Origin of the sequence: Proteiniclasticum ruminis (assembly GCF_900115135.1) — a bacterium.
GTDB classification, from domain to species: Bacteria; Bacillota; Clostridia; order Clostridiales; family Clostridiaceae; genus Proteiniclasticum; species Proteiniclasticum ruminis_A.
The window spans coordinates 1-19,142 of sequence record NZ_FOVK01000020.1; the positions used below are offsets into that span (position 1 = coordinate 1).

Here is a 19,142-nt window from a genome sequence, read left to right on the forward strand (position 1 = left end):
GGTTACCCACGTGTTACTCACCCGTCCGCCGCTAAGAACGCTTCTATGTAAACATATCCGCATTCTCCGCTCGACTTGCATGTGTTAGGCACGCCGCCAGCGTTCGTCCTGAGCCAGGATCAAACTCTCAATTTAAAAGTTTGAACTAGCTATTCATTACACTAGCTTCTGAACTCCATTTTCATGAAGTTCGCACTTTCTTTTCAGAAAGTGGTTTTTTTTGATTTCTCAAAAAGAATTACTTTGGTTTTTTACCTATATTCTGTTTAATTTTCAAAGAACTGTGTTTGCATTCTCTTTTTGAGAGAACATTTTCATTATAGTACCGGGGTACTACATTGTCAATCGCTGAAGACCTTGAAACAAGACTCGTTCGGCGACGTTCATAATAATAACATTTTATTTTGAGCCCAAATTGTCAAATATCTTTAAAAAATGAGTTTATCTTTCCATAGTTCTCTTTTTCTTTAAATATCTTCTTTTTTCATATCGTGATACACACGGTAAAGTTTTTGTTAAGATGTCGTTAATACATTGATATCTCATAGATTGAGCGCACACATTCCCTCCCGTAGCTCCTGATTTTTAGCCCACAAAAAACCCTCTCCCTATCGAAATAGAGAAGAGGGTTTTCTTAATATGCTAACTGATTTCTCCAGTTTTTCTGTACTTCCTGATTACTACTAGATAAAAAAATACAAATAAAACAAGACCTTTAAAAATACTGGATACGGTAATGGCCCACCATACTCCGTCTAAACCCAAGCCTAAATCCTGGGAAAAGAAATAAGCCATGGGGATTCTTAGTAGATTAAAAACTATCCCCACCACGGATGGGTAGAAAGTCTTGCCAAGCCCATTGAACGCTCCCTGGTTGGAGATCTCCAGCGTGGCAAACCATTGGGAAAAAGCAATGATCATGAGATAAGACGCTCCCATTTCCACCGTTATGGGATCATTTATGAAAATGGTGAACAGGGGTACCGCAAAGAAATACAAAAGAGCCATGGCAAAAATACCAATGAAGGACATGAGTCTCAAGCCAGAAAAATATCCTTTCATGATTCGGTCATATTTCTTCCCTCCATAGTTTTGACCAACAAAAGCACTAATTGCGGTGGAGTATCCGCTGGCAGTCATCCAGGATATGGACTCAATCTGAGAACCCAGTTTCTGTGCTGCAATGGCTTCTGGACCATACACAGATATAATCCGCGCCAGAACCATTCCAATGATTGAAAAAAGGCCGTTCTGTATACCTACGGGTAAACCCAGCTTTATGATGATTTTTATTCTGGACAAATCAATCCGTTTAAAAATATTGATTTTAAAGAAGCTGTCTCTGCTGGTAGCCATGATGATGATAAAAATCACCGTCACAATCACCTGGGCAAGAACAGTTGCATATCCAGCTCCATACACTCCCATGGGTTTTAGCGGGCCAAACCCATGAATAAAAACAGGATCCAGAATCATATTGAGTCCTAACCCTGTAAGGTTTATAAGAAATGGTGTCCTGCTGTTACCAGAACCATTAAATATCGCAGTAAAAACCGGGTTGATAAAAGAGAATAGAACTCCCACTGCAATGATGCTCAGATATCCCGTGGCAAGACCAATAACTTCAGGATCTCCCAAATTGAAAAAACTGATGAGAGGATGTCTCATGCTCAATAGAAAAGCTCCATATAAAACTGCGAGAAACATATTAAGATGAATAGCGCTCCTCGCGTAGTTCTTAGCCCCTTCTTCGTCTTCTTTACCAAGATGCTGGGCCACAAAGACTTCTGCGCCAATCTTAGATAGAAGAATCAGCGAAAAAGAGAACCAGGAAAAGAAACCCGCAGTTCCCACTGCTGCCACAGAATTACTACCAAGTTTCCCCACCCAGAACATATCTGTTAAATTATATGTCATTTGTACAAAAGAAGTACCCATGATCGGCAGCGCAAGTTTTGTCAGAGTTGCACCGATATGACCATGGGTCAGATTCACTTTTTCGCCCATATAGCTAAGCTCCTTGCTCATTTAAATATTTCACGACATAATTATACCCCATGAATCTTCAGTATACCTAGAAGTTCCATGGGGATAATCAAATAATCTGTTCTGGTTTTTACTTAGCCTGTTCCAGTGCCTTGTTGATGGCTTCCTTCAGGGCGTTGGAGGAAACAGTTGCACCTGATGCTACTTCAGCATCATCAGCGGACTTCTTTCCAACAACAGATGGGATAACCTTCTCTTCCGCACTTGGGAATAATTCTGGTGTTTCTGCATTCTCATCTACAGTAACTCCGGAGATTACTCCGTCCGCTACAGTAACAGTAAGCTTAATCACACCGTTGTGTCCCTGAGCTTCTCCCTGGTAAGAACCATCCTTAAGAGCTGCAGAAGATCCGCAACCTACAAGAACACCCACGGAAAGAAGTACAGAAGCTGCAAGCATAACAATTTTCTTCATCTATGACCTCTCCTTTATACATATGTATTTTGTCTAAAGATAAATCCATGGATTCTGTCCTTAAACACTACTTATTTTATCGCTATCTTTCAAATTTTTCAACCGCACCTGAAAGTTTTAAGGATTTGTATCAAACTATAGATAAATTTTAAGAAACCCTACAGCATTAGAACTCTTATAGGATAATTCCAGCAGTTTCCCTCTATACTCCTGGGGTAATTGAAACGACAATGTATATGTATCAAGCCAATGTCCATCCACCTCAACAGAGTCACACTCTTTTCTCAGCTCATACTCTCTGATCTCCTCTTCCCCAATGTTCAGACCAAAATACTTTTCCATAGTACTTGGTGACCAGTTTGGTTTCTTTTCCTTCATTTCAAGTAGAGAAACCACCTGAAAACTGCACGAGAATACACTCCTGTTCGCACCAACTTGTCTTTTGAAATTCAGAAACTCGATCTCCCCAAGTACTGCATCAATTCTATAATCTTTCTGACTGTAAAGATTATGCTCCGCATAAGCCAGATATTTCTCTCCATAGGAATGCATTGCTACAACCATACCTGTTGTGCGGTCATTCAGCTGAAGATAATATTCTCCATCCTCATTGCTGTATCCGCTGGCTAAAACATTCATCCCAGGATCCACGAAGAGAATTTCCGCATCCTTTAGAATATTTCCTTTATAATCTTTTACCGTTCCATTTATCTTACCCATAACAAACCCTCGATTTCTGCTCTCACTTTCAAAAACAGCCCCTAGGCTGCTGCTTCTACTATATACCATTCTACACAAAAAAGCCTAGGAGAGTCTTAATGGTTTATGAAGAACAAGTGAATACTTCGCTCACTCAATACACTGACTCCAGGATTCTGAGTTCCCTCAAATATCCGATGACATATCCCATAGAACAATCAGCTTAGAGCCTCCAATACTACTCTGCAGGTGAAAACATCACAAATGCTATACATTCAATAACAGTACTTATCCTAATAATCTAATCAAAAGAGGAATGATGAGTACAGTAGCAAGTCCTGCGATACCAATGGAAAGACCGCTCATGGCCCCTTGTGTTTCTCCAAGCTCCATTGCTTTGGAAGTACCTACTGCATGAGCTGCTGTGCCCATTGCTACCCCTTGGGCCACCTCATCTTTAATCCCCAATACCTTGAGTATGAAAGGTCCTATCACAGCTCCTAGGATTCCTGTCAGCACAATCACAGCTACGGTCAATGACACCACCCCGCCTACTTCCTTGGATATCTCCATGCCGATGGCTGTTGTCACGGATTTAGGGAGCATGGATACTGCAATCTCAAGATCCAAGTGAAAAACCTTGGCCAAACCGATGACACTGAGAACAGAAGTGACACTGCCTGCAAAAATACCCACTAGAATGGGAAGCCAGTCTTTCTTCAGAAGATTGATCTGCCTATAAAGAGGAACCGCCATAACAACAGTGGCTGGTCCAAGCAGAAACAGGATATAGCTTCCTCCAAGATCATAGGTCTCTTTTGGAATATCAAACACCGTAAGAATGAGAATTACAAATACAATCGCAAGGAGCAACGGATTCAGCATTGGATGTCTCCATCTTCTCTGAATGAGAATCCCAACCTCATAGCACACGATAGAAAGTAAAATCCCAAAAATAGGCGTTGCAAGAAAGTCTTTCATGATGATTTTCTCCTTTTCATCAGCTGAATGGTCCATCCCGTGACACCCATCACAAGAACTGTCGAGATCCCTATGATGGATAGAATCGGCACCCATGCTTCTTTGATGACCTGAAAGTTCGCCATAAGCCCTACACCAGCGGGCACAAAGAAAAACGCCAGATGATCGAGAAGGAAATTTGAAATATCCGCAACCTGTTCCAGTTTGAGCCGTCCTGATAAAAGCAAAAGAAATAAGATAATCATACCAATGACAGTTCCAGGAATACTGATCCTTAAAAATACTCTCAGAAGTTCTCCAAGAAAAAGCATAAATAGAACCCAGGCGAGTTGTCGTAAAAGCTTCATAAAGTCCCCCTTTACTAATCAAGAATTATTTGAGTTTATGATCTGTTTTTCAGACCACTTAAGTTATGTCACTATGAAAAAAGAAGCACTGGACTTCCATTTGGAAGTTGTGCTTTAGAGTCTTTCTATAGTTCCACAGGCTTACTATTTTGTACAAAAGAATACAGTCCGCCTAAAAAGCATGAAAAAGCTGTTTGATTCCATGAAGGAATGCTTCCAGTACTGCCATTGGCCATAAAGATGCATACCGTTCGGGGATGGTAACACCTAGAGAACACCTTACCAATAGGCAAGTGCAGCACAAGGAATCAAACTAGCTTCATAAAGTTTTATAGGATTTTGGTGGCGGCTCTTCTCACCTGAATCTTCAACATGCGTTCTCTTTCAGATGAGGGTTTCCGGCTCTTCAAATGTATCTTCCTGATGACTACGAACTTGAGCAGCTTCACAATCTATTCTTACGCTTTTGGATTTTAACCAGTATATTCTTTCATGTAACTGTCAATCACGTACTCATTGCTATTGATATCTATTGAACCCATTTTGCTCAAGAGTTTAAGATTATTAGGATTGTATTCAAATCTACCAAACTAGAAAATCTTTCTCGTCCATTCCTCACAATTCCAGATATGTGTAGCAATTTCCTCATAGAACTCTCTCTCATGAGAAACCAGAAGTATTGTGCCTTTGTATTCCTGAAGCGCTCTTTTCAGTTCATCCTTCGCATCCTGATCCAGATGATTCGTTGGCTCATCCAAAATCAGCACATTGGCATCCCGGTTCATCACCTTGGCAAGTCTCACCTTTGCCTGTTCTCCACCAGAGAGTACCATGACTTTTGATTCAATGTGTTTTGTGGTAAGACCGCACTTGGCTAGAGCGCTTCGAACCTCATACTGATTATACGATGGATAGGATGCCCAGAACTCCTCGATACAGGTATTGTAGTTGTCCTTTTGGCCTTCCTGCTCAAAATAACCAATCTCAATGTTCTCACCAGTTTCAATCTCTCCGCTGAACGGAGGAAGAAGGCCCATAAGACTCTTCAGAAGAGTTGATTTTCCAAGCCCGTTGGCTCCAGTGAGCGCTACCTTCATTCCTTTTTCAAGGTACACATTCACAGGCTTGGTTAAGGGTTCATCGTATCCAATGACCAGATGATCTGTTTTAAATATCAGTTTTCCAGAGGTTTTTCCAATTTTAAAATCAAAGCTTGGCTTTGGCTTGTCTTTCATCAGTTCAATCTTATCCATCTTATCCAGCTTCTTCTGTCTGGATTTGGCCATATTGGAAGTGGCCACTCGTGCTTTATTTCTCGCAATGAAGTCTTCAAGCTTTCCAATTTCCTGCTGCTGCCTTTCATAGGCAGCTTCCACCTGCTTCTTTCTGGCCTCGTAGACCTCCTGGAAAGCATCATAATTTCCGACATAACGGGTCAAAGCTCTATTTTCCATATGATAAATAAGATTCACCACTTCGTTGATAAACGGAATATCATGGGAAATCAGCATAAAAGCATTTTCATAACTCTTGAGGTAAACCTTCAGCCAGTCAATATGTTCCTCATCCAGATAGTTTGTAGGCTCATCCAGAAGAAGAATATCCGGCGATTCCAGAAGAAGCTTGCCAAGGAGCACCTTGCTTCTCTGGCCTCCTGAAAGCTCATCCACCATTTTATCGAGGCCTACATCCCGAAGACCAAGTCCTCTGGCCACTTCCTCCACTTTCGGATCGATGTTGTAGAATCCGCTGTTGTCGAGGATATCCTGGAGGGTCCCCATTTCATCCATGAGCTTATAGAGTTCTTCTTCTGTACAAGAGCCCATCTTGTCTCCAATGGAGAAAATCTCCTGCTCCATGTCAAAAAGATACTGGAAAGCGCTCTTCAGCACATCCCGGATGGTGGCTCCTTTCTGAAGGCTGGAATGCTGGTCAAGATAACCCACTCGGACTCTATTGGCCCACTCCACTGTCCCCTCATCTGGCATCAGTTTTCCTGTGACGATATTCATGAAGGTGGATTTCCCTTCTCCATTGGCTCCGATGATCCCAACGTGCTCGCCTTTTAAAAGACGGAAGCTCACATCTTCAAATATTGCACGGTCTCCAAAACCGTGGCTGACATTTTTAACTGTTAAAATACTCAAATTCTCTCTCTACCTTTTCTTTCATTCATTATTCTATTACTTCTATTCCATTCATCAGCCTTCTCAGATAATCCAGAGCGGCTATGGTGGTGCGTATTCTGATTCTTTCTCGTCCGCCTGTGAAGTATCTTTTCCACACATGGACTGATCCATCCAGATAAATCCCTATGTAGACAAGGCCAACCGGCTTCTCTTCGGATCCTCCTGTGGGACCTGCAATTCCTGTGGTCACCAGGCATACTTCGCTGCCCGTGGCTTCATGAAGCCCCTGTGCCATCTCTTTAGCAGTTTCCTCGCTGACCGCACCGAAGCTTCTCAATGTCTCTTCTTTCACACCAAGATATTTCATCTTTGACTCATCGCTGTAGGTGACAAAAGCTTCCTTCAGCACCTTGGACATGCCACCCTCGAAGGAAAGCAGTCTCGACGCAATCATGCCGCCTGTTACAGACTCTGCAATGGCAATACTTTTATTGTGCGAAACCAGTTCTCGTCCTATGACATCTTCAAGTGTGTCCTCATCAATGCCATAAATGTACTCTCCAATCCGTCTTCTGATTTCCTCTTCAACAGGTGCAATCATCATTCTTGCTTCTTCTTCCGTTTTGGCTCTTGCAGTAATGCGTAGAATGGACTCTCCGTCTTTCGCATAAGGAGCTACGGTGGGATTTTCTGAAGAATCAATAAGATCCTTCACTCTTGTGGCCATATCCCATTCCCCAAGACCAATACACCTCAGAGTCTTGGAGATGATGGTATGCTCCATGAACTGCAGAAGAAATGGCTTCACTTTGTTTTCAAACATGGGCTTCATTTCTCGTGGAGGACCTGGCAAATTGATGATAAACTTGTTCTCTGGTCCAACGATGATGCATCCTGGTGCCGTGCCGTTGGGGTTATCAAGGACGATGGCAGAAGCTGGAAACATAGCCTGCTTCTGATTCCCATTCTCCATGGCCCTTGCATTGTTTCTAAAATAGGTTTCAATGACTTTGTAAGAGGGTTCATGAAGAACCAGCTCCTGGGAGAATACTTTCGCTGAGATTTCTTTCGTGATGTCATCGGGTGTAGGCCCAAGGCCTCCCGTGGTGATGACAATATCTGCTTCTTTCAGCGCTTCTTTCAGCGCAATTTCCAGCCGAACCTCATTGTCTCCCACTGTGGTCTGTCTATAGATGCCAAATCCTAAAAGAGCCAGCTCCTTAGCCAGATACTGGGCATTGGTGTTTACAATATCTCCAAGCAGAAGCTCCGTGCCTACTGCCATAATTTCTGCATTCATCTACTTACTCTCCTATACACTAAAGTGCTTTGTATCGCCGTACAGGGCGATTTCACTGCTTCCCTCCGGGCTGATGACGATCTTTGAAATACTGGCCTGCTCCACCACCGGTTTTTTCCAGAATTCAATGAATCCTTCTGGACTGAACTGGCTCATCAGCGCTTTTAGGGTAACCCCATGGGTCACGATGAGGATATTACCAGAAGGATGGTTCTTGGTGATGATGTCCAGCGCTTTCTGGGCTCTTCCCAATATTTCATCAAAATTCTCACCAGAGTTCTTTTGAAAGAGATGAGGTTTGTTCCAGTAGTTTTCAAAGTTGTCTGGTTCTTTGGCTCTGATTTCCTCCAATGTCTTTCCTTCCCAGTCTCCCATATTCATTTCTTTCAGTTCTTCCAGAAACTCCACCTCAAGGGGCAAATGACCTTTGGCAGCGAGGGCTGTCTTTGCGGCACGTTCACTGGGGCTTGTGTATATTTTTTCTATATTGTACATTTTTACAGCTTCATGCAGCATTTTCCCCTGGGCAATGCCACGCTCTGTCAGCGGCGAGTTCATCCACCCCTGCAGTCTTTTTTGTGTGTTCCACTGGGTCTCCCCATGTCTTGTGATATAAAGGTTCAGCATTTTTACACCCACTTCTCTTTTTCTGACCCATCTATTCTACCATATGTGAAGTACCATGAAAACACTGATTTACTTTGCAAATCAGTGGAGACAGATATCCTTCGACTTGAAAAAGAGTTTTCCCAAAGAGCAGGCTCTCCGGAAAAACTCCCGTTTCAGTTCACCTTATTTGTCTTCACTTTCAATCAGCGCCAGAGCGATGGCGCCAATGACCCCCGCATCCTGTCCAAGTTCTGCCGGAACGATCTTGGTGGCATCAAACATAAAGTCAAAGCTTCTCTCCCGTGCGGAAGCCTTCACCTTGTCAAAGAAGAGGTCCCCTATTTTAGACACGCCTCCCCCAATGGCAATGACTTCAGGATCAAAGTTCACAATGAGGTTTGCGATTCCGATGCCTAGGTACATGAACGCCTGATCGAGAATCTCCTTGGCTACCTCGTCTCCAGCCAGATATGCCTGATGCACTTCATAACTGGTGATGGTCTCCACCTCTTTCAGGGAGGTCTCTCTTCCAGCAGCTACTGCTTCCTTCGCTCTTTTGGCAATGGCAGTACCTGATGAAAGGGATTCAAGATCTCCATACTTTCCGCAGTTGCACTGATGCTTGCTGAAAGGCTCAATGGTCATATGACCCACTTCTAATGCATTGGATGTGTTTCCTCTGTAAGGTCTTCCATTGAGAACTGCTCCTCCGCCTACGCCCGTGGATACGGTGAGATAAAGCATGTGCTTTGTGCCTTTTCCTGCACCGAAAGCATACTCTCCTAGAGCTGCCGCATTGGCATCATTGTCCAGATAGGTGGGGATCCCGAACTTCTTTACAATGGGCTTTACTACATTGTAATTTTTGAAAGGAAGATTGGGTGTTGTGATGATGGTTCCTTTTTCCGCATCCAGTGGACCTGGTGAACCGATTCCGATGGCCCTGACCTCCTCATCACTAATCTGGGAGGCTTCCAGCACCATGGAGATGGACTCAAATATTCTATTCATGACCACCTCTTCTCCCAAATGGGATCCAGTGGCAAGGGTTGTTTTTTCAATTATCCTTCCTTCAAGATCGCTGATGGCAGTGGTGATTTTTGTTCCGCCTAAATCTACACCAATCACATATTTCTTCATGTTCATCCTCCATACACTACACATTTGCTTCAATTATATCATGGGTTACCTGGATACCCTATCCATTCACCGAAAATTAAGAAGCTCTTTTGAACTACTTTTGACTGAGTCATGGGCTTTCCAGGATCCTGCTGCAAAAAAGGAGATTCAGCTTTACACTGAACCTCCTCTGATGTTTATTCTTTTGATTCTTTGAACTTCTTGGTCTCTTCCACGATCTTCTGGACTTCTGATGGTGGAACTTCCTCATATCTTGTGAACTCCATCTGGAAGTCGCCTCTAGCCTGGGTCATGGATCGGAGGTCCGTCGCATAGGTCTGCATTTCAGACAGTGGCACTTCTGCCAGAACCATCTGCTTGCCATCCACTGGCTCCATACCAAGGACACGTCCTCTCTTCTTGTTGATGTCTCCCATGATATCTCCCATGTACTCATCTGGAATGATGATGCTGGCTTTCATGATGGGCTCCAGAAGCGCTGGACTTGCCATCTCCATACCTTTCTTAAAGGCAAGGTTCGCTGCAACCTTGAAAGCCATTTCAGAAGAATCCACAGGGTGGAAGCTTCCATCGTATAGGGTAGCCTGAAGCTTAATCACGGGATATCCAGCCAGAATTCCTTCCTGAATGGATTCACGAAGGCCTTTTTCTACTGCAGGAATATAGTTTCGAGGTACTGCACCACCGACAACCTTATCCACAAAGAGCAGTTCATCTTCTCCATCAGGACGTGGTTCAAAGATGATTTTGACATCTCCATACTGTCCATGTCCACCGGACTGCTTCTTATGCTTGCCTTGAACATCAGACTTTTTCTTGATGGTTTCTCTATAAGGAATTCTAGGCTTTCTGAGCTCCACATCTACGCTGAACTTGGATTTCAGTCTGGAAGCAAGAATTTCAAGATGAGTATCCCCTTGTCCAGAGATGAGGATCTCTGCAGTTTCAGGGTCTCTCTCCATGGTAAAGGTAGGATCTTCTTCCACGAGTCTTTGAAGACCGGAAGAAATCTTATCCTCATCCCCTTTTGCCTTTGGCATGACAGCCATGGTCATGGTGGGCTGAGGGAAATTGAATTTGTCATAAATCACCTTGAATTTTGGGTCACAGATGGTTTCACCAGTCTTGGTGAACTGAAGCTTTGTTACCGCGCCAATGTCTCCAGCGATTATTTTATCTGTAAGAATCTGGTTTTTTCCTCTTAGGAAGATCAGTGTGTTGATCTTTTCAGGCTTGTCCTGATTGGTGTTGAAAACCGGCGTATCTGGACGGATGTGTCCAGTGATGACTCTAAAAAGAGAAATCTTTCCGACAAAGGGGTCTGCGATGGTCTTAAACACAAGTCCGGAGAATGGTTTGTCTTCTGAAAGAGGAATAAACTCTGTTTCTCCAGTCTCCACCACAACCGCTTTCTGCGGGATGGCATATTCCGGTGTTGGGAAACATTCAATCATATCCTCAAGAAGCGTTGTCATACCGATGACCTTGGACGCACTACCACAAGTGACAGGGGCAATGTCTCCAGATGCACAGCCCTTGATGAGCGCATTGTATATTTCTTCATGAGTCAGCTCTTCTCCGCCGAAGTACTTCTCCAGAAGTGCTTCATCGGTCTGAGCCACGGACTCAATGATCATTTCTCTAAGTTCATTGACCTTATCCACCAAATCCTCTGGAACAGGAGCTTCCTTCATTTCAAAGGTCTTGGGATCATGTATTCTTGCACGGTTGGAAATAATGTTGATGACGCCATGGAAGTTTTCTTCTTTTCCGATGGGATACTGGATCGGAACAACACTCATGCCATATTTTTCCTTCAGCTGAGCAAATACTTTATCAAAATCTGTATGGTCACGGTCCAGTTTGTTGATGAAAAAAGTTCTAGGAAGTTTAATCTTATTGCAGTAGTCCCACGCCTTATCTGTTCCAACTTCAATTCCAGAAGCTGCGGATACAACGATGGTTGCCACGTCCACGGCTCTCATTCCCTGAATCTGTTCTCCCACAAAATCAAAGAATCCGGGTACGTCCACCATATTGAACTTGATATCCTGATAGGTAAATGGAGCCACAGAAGCCTGGAGTGAAATCTGCTTCTTCTTCTCTTCAGAATCAAAGTCTGTTGTCGTGGTGCCGTCTTCTACTCTGCCCAGTCTGTCAATGGACTTGGTATAGTAAAGAAGCGCTTCAGCCAGAGATGTCTTTCCAGTGCCACTGTGGCCGATTATTCCGACATTGCGTAAGTTTTTGATACGGTACTCTTTAATATACATATCATTTCCTCCTGCTGTATGATTTTTAAGATACGGCTTTCAATGAAAACCTTTAACTTCCTTCTCATCATATCAAATTTTCTGAGTATTTTCTATAATCAGGCTAGTCTTTTTTCTTAATATTGTAGTATATTCGGTAAATTCAAAGGAAAGTTTATTTTCCAATCCAATGAAAGTGTCTTATAATATTCATCAAGGAGTGATTTTATATGATAGTAAGAACACAAGAGGATTTGGAAGCATTAAAAGAAATCGGCCGCATCTGCGCACTGGTGAGAGATGAGATGGCAAAGGCAGTAAGGCCTGGCATAACCACCCTGGAACTGGATCTCATTGCCAAAAGACTCTTTGAAGAAAATGAAGCAGAATCAGCACCTATGGGAGAATATGACTTTCCAGGATATACCTGTATCAGTGTCAATGATGTGGTGGCTCACGGGATCCCTTCTGACTATGCGCTAAAAGAAGGCGATAAGGTCAACATTGATGTATCCGCTTCTAAAAACGGGTTCTTTGCTGATACTGGATTAACCCTAAATATTCCTCCAGCAGGAGAGAAGAACAAACTGCTTTTAGAGACCGCAAAAAAAGCCCTCTACAAGTCCATTGAAAAAGCCATGCCAGGTACCATGACCAACAATCTTGGCAGAGCAGTCTATAATGAAGCACAGTCCCACGGCTTTACAGTCATCAAAAACCTTACCGGACATGGGGTTGGAAAAACCCTCCATGATCATCCGGAAAATATTTTCAACTACAACGAACGCCGAGGCGCATCCCTGGTGAAAGAAGGCCATGTGCTGGCCATTGAGACCTTCATCAGTGAGAAAGATGACTACGTGGAAGAATATCCCGACGGGTGGACACTGAAAACACCACATAAAAACTACATCTATCAGTTTGAGCATACTGTAGTGGTCACAAAAGATGGACCCATGATCCTTACCCATGGCGTGGAATCTGATTTCTATGATCCCTTTGTATAGAATAGTGCACATTGTGAATATTTGATTATTTATCTGCATGAATATTCCATTTTATATGATTTTCTGCTATACTGAATACAAGAAACAGATGGATGCCAGACATCCAAATAACTGTAAGGATGTGAGTCCGATGGGAACATCAGACCTGGAAATTGAATCCTTTCATACGATAAGAGCAGAAAATTAAGCCATTGAATAAGTGAGATGATATTCCTTACATGGTGACTGTTAAAGACATTAACGCTCATAAACCGTATGATGTACAAACAACAAAAACTGAATAAGTATACATCTGCAGGCTCTTAGTATAGAGCCTGTTTTATTTTTGCTGAAATGTCACAGAAGAAATATATAAATCTGTTTTTTTTTTTTTTTTGAATTTTATGATAAATTATATATACTATAATAAATGTACTCATATTTATTGAGATATCGTTCAAGTAATCAAGACTATGATATTCGTCCTCAAAAAGAGCCATCAGGAGCTGAACACAACTGTTTAGGTGTAAGTAAAACAAGGTTTGAAAAAATCACAGAGGTGCAACTATGAAAAAGAAAATGATCCATCTTGCAGCTGTACTGACCTTTTCATTATCCGCTCTGTCCATTTTCGCTCTGACACGGACAAAAGAGAATCGGATTCCTGAAGAGGTGCTCCAGATGATTAAGAATAGAAACATCGCTTACACTTTGGCAAAAGACTACTACTCCATTAACGAAAAAGGATTTGCAGTAAACTACATCAAAGAACCAATAGAGAATGAATCCTATGACAACTTAACAGATCTCTTCTATAAACAGGACCACTGGTTGTTCATTCTAGAAAAGAGCGGCAGCTCTGAAGGTACAATATTAATTGGAAAAGAATATTCTAAATACCAAGTCCTTGCTTGGGGAGAGCCCGGAGAAATGTTTTATCATACTATGGCCTTAGCTGATCCTTCCGATAAGAATGATCTGACTGTTCTTCATTATGCGGGACACTATTATCTGATGAAAAATGATCAGTTGTTTCAAGTACCTAGAACAAAGCTGGAGTACGAAAGAAATCCCTATGCCATGGATACACCCATGGAAAGCAAAGACTTCCTGAAACTTGTCCTGAACAATAAGAATTAACTGATAGCGAGGTATATCATGAAGAAAATGAAAGCTTTTATTTTACTGATTATTGTGCTTCTTATTGCCGGATGCGCTCAAGATACCTGGAAATCCATTTTCACAGAGAAGCTGGAAGGAATGGGCTATACCGTAGTGGAGCACGAAGTGGATACTCTAACGAGAGTCATCAGAAGCAAAGAGGAGGAGTACAAAGATATTCATCTGGCATTATTCTGGGAAGTCCAAGAGTTTGATATTTCAAAGTATGAAGGGAAGACAATCAAATACCATATCTATCGTGTGAAAAATCATCCTGTGGATCTTATGACTGAACTCGCCGAATCCACAGAACTGTATCTTGGTGTCATCGATGGAGAATACGTGGGCGGATATTCTGTTCCCTATAAAGAAGGAGTACTATTTCTTGGCGGCATCTCCTCTATTGAGGGAAAATCCATAGAAGAGCTCACTGGACTTACCTATCCGGAGTGGTTTCAAAAATGGAGTGAGACCTATGAATAATATAAACTACCTTTGCAGGAGATGATTTCATGTAAAGTATTCTCTCAGAGATCATTGAGACTGCGCTATTCGGCCTGTTTTTACAGTTGTCGCAATGAAATATCAAACATAAGTTGAGGTTCTAATGAAAAAAATATTTTATTGTACGATACCCCTTCTTTTCCTTCTTCTATTTTCCGGCTGCAGCAGCACCAAAGAGAAATTCACAGTACATCTCATAGAAGATGAAATGTTTGACACGGTGATTCAGTTTATCCAATATACAGAGGATGAAGAAGAGTTCGAGAAAAACACAGAGATTCTAAAAAATGAATTTTCTTATTACCATAGACTCTTTGACAAATACAAAGACTATCCAGGTGTTGCTAACATCAAAACCATCAATGATGCTGCCGGCAAAGCACCTGTACCTGTAGAACAGCCTGTTATTGATCTTCTTCTGTTCGCAAAAGAGATGCATGAAAAAACGGAAGGAAAGAATAACATTGCACTGGGAGCTGTTTTGAAAGTTTGGCACAACTATAGGGATATGTACGGCGATCCGGAAGAATATGACCAGGACAACACAGACTCTAAAATTCCCGATCTGAATGAACTGGAAGCCCTGAGGGCTCATACGGATTTATCCAAACTCATCATTGATGATCAGTCCAATACGGTCTATATCGAAGATCCTCTCATGTCCATCGATGTGGGCGGTGTCGCCAAAGGCTATGCTACAGAGCTAGTCGCAAAAAAACTAGAAGCATCAGATGCAACAGACTTTGCAGTGAACGCTGGTGGCAATGTTCGCGTATCAGGACACTCCTATGGCAGTGATGGCAAAATGCGATCATGGAATACCGGTATACAAGATCCATTTGTCAGCACAAACCCATCTGTGGCCAATATTCACATCACCAGTGGATCTCTGGTTTCTTCTGGAAACTATCAGAGATACTACTGGCATGATGGCAAAAAATATTCTCATATCATCGACAACGATACACTTTATCCAGCATTTCTCTATGCTCAGGTATCCATCTATCACAAGGACTCTGGAACTGCTGATTATCTCAGCACAGAGCTTTTTCTCCTTCCGGTTGATGAAGGAAGAAAACTCGCCGAAAAATTTGACGCTGAAGTCTTATGGATGGAGATGGATGGCACCATTCACAAAACCTCTGATTTTTTTGAGATCAGAGAAAAGTAATATTCTACAGATCATCTAGCTTGAAAACATATTTATAAAGCAAAAATCTTTTAATACGTGCACATTCATCAAACTGCAATATTAGAATCAAAGATTTCAGGGAAGGGGCCCGTATTCATTTAACAATTATTCAAATTCAAATACATCAAAATATGGAATAATGGAGGCTCTATGAGAAAAAAAATAGAGTATGCTTTGATGTTGCTTATCATTGCGGGGGTTACGTACTGGATACTGTCAGGAATCACACTAAAAACAGACGTCAAGGAAAATGTCTCAGTTCAGATTTATGAAAAGGATAAATATGCAAAAGACTCAACAATATATATTGATGGTATTGTTCATAAGTATCTGTTTTCTAAAGAGCAGTATTTCACTGGGAAGTTCAATCTGGAAAACTTCGATAAGCAAACGTCTAATGTATGGATTCAATGGTCAAAAGATAAGGATATAAAGATGCAAACTATATCATCTCCTACTTCATCAAACCTTAGGATTGGCTATTGGATGCTCATCGATAAAGATATGCGTTCATTTGTGTTCACCTATGATGATGGAAAGATAGCAGCTACTTCTCAGGAATTAATGGAGTCGTACAAGGATATTTCGAGGAATTATAACTAAATTGGCAAGACATAAAGGGATTCAAAATTGAATCCCTTTCAAAGATTGCGATGATCTACACTATATTCACGAAGAAGCTTTTTCTTTAGAGCAGACTCTTTATTCAGGACCAGTTTGATGCACATCGACAGCTCTGACAACTCTCTTCACAGTGATATTTTCCCATGGGAATCATCATCGGCGAACCTGACACTGGATCTTGCATGATACTGCAAGTCAGATCCTCCACCAGGCTGCAGGTGATCATGTCCTTGGAGTTCCCTTGGCGATGAGTTTTCCGGATATCATTGCGAAAATATGATCAGGATATCTTGCTGAAAGATTCAGATCATTAACAAAAAAATTGACCAAAATATAGTAATAAAAGCCAAAAAGGAAATGAAAATCAGAAGCAGTCTGATTCCATTTCCTTTTTTCATTTATGACCTATCTCAGATTTCTACGAACCATTTCTTCCACTGCAAAAGAAGCCACATCATCTGCATACTTACCAGGACCAAATCCTGCATCATACCCCAGCTCCTTCGCCAGCTCATGACTGATTCTAGGCCCCCCGCAGATAAGAACTATTTTGTCTCTTAGTCCTTCTGCTTCCAGAAGCTCAACCAGGTGAACAAGATTATCGATATGGACATTTTTTTGAGTTACAGTCTGGGACACCAGGAGAACATCCGCATCCAACTCCACTGCTTTCTTTAAAAACTCCTCATTGGATACCTGACTGCCCATATTAAGGGCTTCCATCATTTCATACCGCTCCAAACCATAATGCCCTGCGAATCCTTTCATATTCATGATGGCATCAATACCAACGGTGTGTGCATCCGTCCCTGTGGATGCACCAAGCACTCTGACCTTTCTGCCAATCTCGTCCTTAATAAAGGTATTCACTTCGTCCATACTCATTACAGTTCCACTGACAGCTTCCACATGGATTTCCTCATAGTTCACAGTATGCTGAAGACTTCCATATACCACGAAGAAGGTGAACTCCTTGTCTAGCGCCTTATGATGGGCAACTAGTGGATCCAGAAGCCCCATTTTCTTCGCAAGGTCTTTTGCAGCCTCCACTGCCTTATCTCCGTCTGGTACCGGCAGTGTAAAGGAAACCTGAACCTTCCCATCGTTCATGGTATCTCCGTAAGGTTTCACTTTCTGAAGATCCAGTTTTTCATCCAAGCTGACTTTTTTATTGCTGTATAAACCGCTGCTCATTAATTCACCCCGTCTTCCAAAAGAAGTTCAAAAAAGGGATTTTCATAGTGGGCACTCTTTCTTACCACACCATCCAAGCCTTTTCCCCCATCCTGAGGACGTTTGATTCCAGCAAACTTTCCAGTTTCCAATGTCCTGAAGAGACCTTCTTTCTCAATATTCCCAAGAAGTTTTACTGTTTCTTCCAGTACCTCTTGTGCACGCTTTTCCATAATCCCGCCTTTTTTATACTCAATTTCATTTCCGAAATCTTCCATCGTGTTGAAGATATACGATGCATTATCAATGGCTGCCGCTCTGTCAGACAAAAACGGCGTATGGATCGCTTCTGTCATCATTCCAAGCAGATGCAGCTTCTGTCCCGTCATAATCGTCACCATATTGAAAAGTGTATTCTGCACCTGACCTTTAAAAATATCTCCCGTCATGAACTTGGTAGGTGGCATATACTTCAGCGGCGCTTTCGGGAAGATTTCTCTAGCCATTTGCGCTTGAGCCAGCTCATACAAAAACCCATTTTTCAGCGATGGATCCATTTCAAAGGCATGTCCCAGTCCCATCTGCTCCTCCGGAAGACCTGCAAGTAAGGCAAACTGTTCATTGATGAACTGGGAAGCAAGGACTGTATGCGCTTCTTCATAAGCATCTGCTGTCGTGAGATAATTATCTTCTCCTGTGTTGATGATGACACCTGCAAAGCCATTGATTGCTCTGGAGAAGTACTGGTCTATGAGTGTTCTTTTCATGTTGATGTCTCTAAAGAGAATTCCATAAAGTGCATCATTCAGCATGACATCCAATCGCTCCATGGCACCCATGGCCGCAATTTCTGGCATACAAAGACCAGAACAGTAATTGCAGAGCCTGATATATCTGCCCAGCTCCTCTCCCACTTCATCCAAGGCTTCACGCATCAGTCTGAAGTTCTCCTGCGTGGCCATGGTCCCTCCAAAGCCTTCTGTGGTTGCACCATAAGGCACATAATCCAGCAGGGACTGTCCAGTGGTTCTGATGACCGCGATGATATCTGCCCCTTGTTTCGCTGCTGCCTTCGCCTGAACAATGTCAGCATAGATATTTCCTGTAGCCACAATAACATACAGATATGGACCAGATTTATCCCCAAGCCTTTCAAGTTTCTCTTCCCGGACTCCACGGTTCTTTCGGATTTTTTCCACCATTTTTTGGGCTACTTCTTCCACTGCCAGATTTCTTTCAAAAGCGTCTGCCACAGGTATTTTCGTAAGATCCAGATTTCCGGCTGCAACTTCCTCTGCAATTTCCTGTGGTGTCTTTTTCAGCATCACCATGGCATTTCCGATATGAAAAGCTGCACCATCCTCCAAGGCATGTTTTTCTTTCAGATGATCCACTACAAGATTCGGCAATGGAACCCCTTCCTCATTGATTCCATCTACGCCCAAAAGACGCAGAACAGTTCGTTCTACAGCAACGGTGCTGTGCTCTTCCACAAAACGCTGTGTATTCAGTGCAATCTTTTTTGCATGTTCTCTCGCTTCTTTGACTTTCTTAACGTCCAGTCTGATTTTACTCATATTCTTC

Annotated in this window: 17 protein-coding genes and 1 rRNA gene; 5 read left to right on the forward strand and 13 right to left on the reverse strand. The window is 42.4% G+C overall.

Annotation, left to right across the window (positions count from 1 at the left end; all coding sequences use genetic code 11):
* The 11 genes from BM243_RS14185 to fusA all read right to left on the reverse strand — a co-directional run.
* Positions 1-135 (reverse strand): 16S ribosomal RNA (locus BM243_RS14185); the annotation flags it as partial.
* Positions 136-642: 507 nt separating this feature from the next.
* A complete protein-coding gene (locus BM243_RS14190) occupies positions 643-2,007 on the reverse strand; it encodes an MATE family efflux transporter (protein WP_074913137.1) in 1,365 nt (454 codons plus the stop codon).
* 109 nt (positions 2,008-2,116) lie between these two features.
* A complete protein-coding gene (locus BM243_RS14195) occupies positions 2,117-2,461 on the reverse strand; it encodes an FMN-binding protein (RefSeq protein WP_074913139.1) in 345 nt (114 codons plus the stop codon).
* A gap of 135 nt (positions 2,462-2,596) precedes the next feature.
* Complete coding sequence (locus tag BM243_RS14200) at positions 2,597-3,181, reverse strand: peptidase associated/transthyretin-like domain-containing protein (protein WP_074913141.1); 585 nt, start codon at positions 3,179-3,181, stop codon at positions 2,597-2,599.
* Between the two features lie 267 nt (positions 3,182-3,448).
* Positions 3,449-4,141: an LrgB family protein gene (locus BM243_RS14205; protein ID WP_074913142.1), complete on the reverse strand. Its 693-nt coding sequence runs from the start codon at positions 4,139-4,141 to the stop codon at positions 3,449-3,451.
* Entirely contained in the window at positions 4,138-4,488 is a 351-nt protein-coding gene (locus BM243_RS14210) for a CidA/LrgA family protein (RefSeq protein WP_074913144.1), read from the reverse strand. Before BM243_RS14210 ends, BM243_RS14205 begins: the two co-directional genes overlap by 4 nt.
* Before the next feature lie 590 nt (positions 4,489-5,078).
* Entirely contained in the window at positions 5,079-6,635 is a 1,557-nt protein-coding gene (locus tag BM243_RS14215; protein ID WP_074913146.1) for an ABC-F family ATP-binding cassette domain-containing protein, read from the reverse strand.
* 28 nt (positions 6,636-6,663) lie between these two features.
* Complete coding sequence (locus BM243_RS14220) at positions 6,664-7,917, reverse strand: competence/damage-inducible protein A (protein ID WP_074913148.1); 1,254 nt, start codon at positions 7,915-7,917, stop codon at positions 6,664-6,666.
* A gap of 12 nt (positions 7,918-7,929) precedes the next feature.
* Positions 7,930-8,544, reverse strand: coding sequence for a histidine phosphatase family protein (locus tag BM243_RS14225; RefSeq protein WP_074913151.1), 615 nt, complete (start codon positions 8,542-8,544; stop codon positions 7,930-7,932).
* Between the two features lie 165 nt (positions 8,545-8,709).
* Positions 8,710-9,666, reverse strand: coding sequence for an ROK family protein (locus BM243_RS14230; protein ID WP_074913153.1), 957 nt, complete (start codon positions 9,664-9,666; stop codon positions 8,710-8,712).
* A 176-nt stretch (positions 9,667-9,842) separates the two neighbouring features.
* Positions 9,843-11,933, reverse strand: a complete 2,091-nt coding sequence (gene fusA / locus BM243_RS14235) for an elongation factor G (RefSeq protein ID WP_074913188.1) — start codon at positions 11,931-11,933, stop codon at positions 9,843-9,845.
* A gap of 215 nt (positions 11,934-12,148) precedes the next feature.
* Between fusA and map the strand changes: the two genes are divergently transcribed.
* From map to BM243_RS14260, 5 genes are all read left to right on the forward strand, one after another.
* Positions 12,149-12,925, forward strand: coding sequence for a type I methionyl aminopeptidase (map, locus tag BM243_RS14240; RefSeq protein WP_074913155.1), 777 nt, complete (start codon positions 12,149-12,151; stop codon positions 12,923-12,925).
* A 546-nt stretch (positions 12,926-13,471) separates the two neighbouring features.
* Positions 13,472-14,044, forward strand: coding sequence for a hypothetical protein (locus BM243_RS14245; protein ID WP_074913157.1), 573 nt, complete (start codon positions 13,472-13,474; stop codon positions 14,042-14,044).
* An 18-nt stretch (positions 14,045-14,062) separates the two neighbouring features.
* On the forward strand, positions 14,063-14,548 hold the full coding sequence (locus BM243_RS14250; RefSeq protein ID WP_074913159.1) for a DUF4830 domain-containing protein: 486 nt from the start codon (positions 14,063-14,065) through the stop codon (positions 14,546-14,548).
* Between the two features lie 124 nt (positions 14,549-14,672).
* Positions 14,673-15,740, forward strand: coding sequence for an FAD:protein FMN transferase (locus BM243_RS14255; RefSeq protein WP_074913161.1), 1,068 nt, complete (start codon positions 14,673-14,675; stop codon positions 15,738-15,740).
* 171 nt (positions 15,741-15,911) lie between these two features.
* Positions 15,912-16,364, forward strand: coding sequence for a hypothetical protein (locus BM243_RS14260; protein ID WP_074913164.1), 453 nt, complete (start codon positions 15,912-15,914; stop codon positions 16,362-16,364).
* 426 nt (positions 16,365-16,790) lie between these two features.
* Here BM243_RS14260 and BM243_RS14265 read toward each other — a convergent pair whose 3' ends face one another.
* Positions 16,791-17,579 (reverse strand): lysine 5,6-aminomutase subunit beta, encoded by a 789-nt coding sequence (locus BM243_RS14265; protein WP_074913167.1) that lies wholly within the window; start codon positions 17,577-17,579, stop codon positions 16,791-16,793.
* Entirely contained in the window at positions 17,579-19,135 is a 1,557-nt protein-coding gene (locus BM243_RS14270) for a lysine 5,6-aminomutase subunit alpha (RefSeq protein WP_074913169.1), read from the reverse strand. Before BM243_RS14270 ends, BM243_RS14265 begins: the two co-directional genes overlap by 1 nt.
* Positions 19,136-19,142 lie beyond the last annotated feature (7 nt).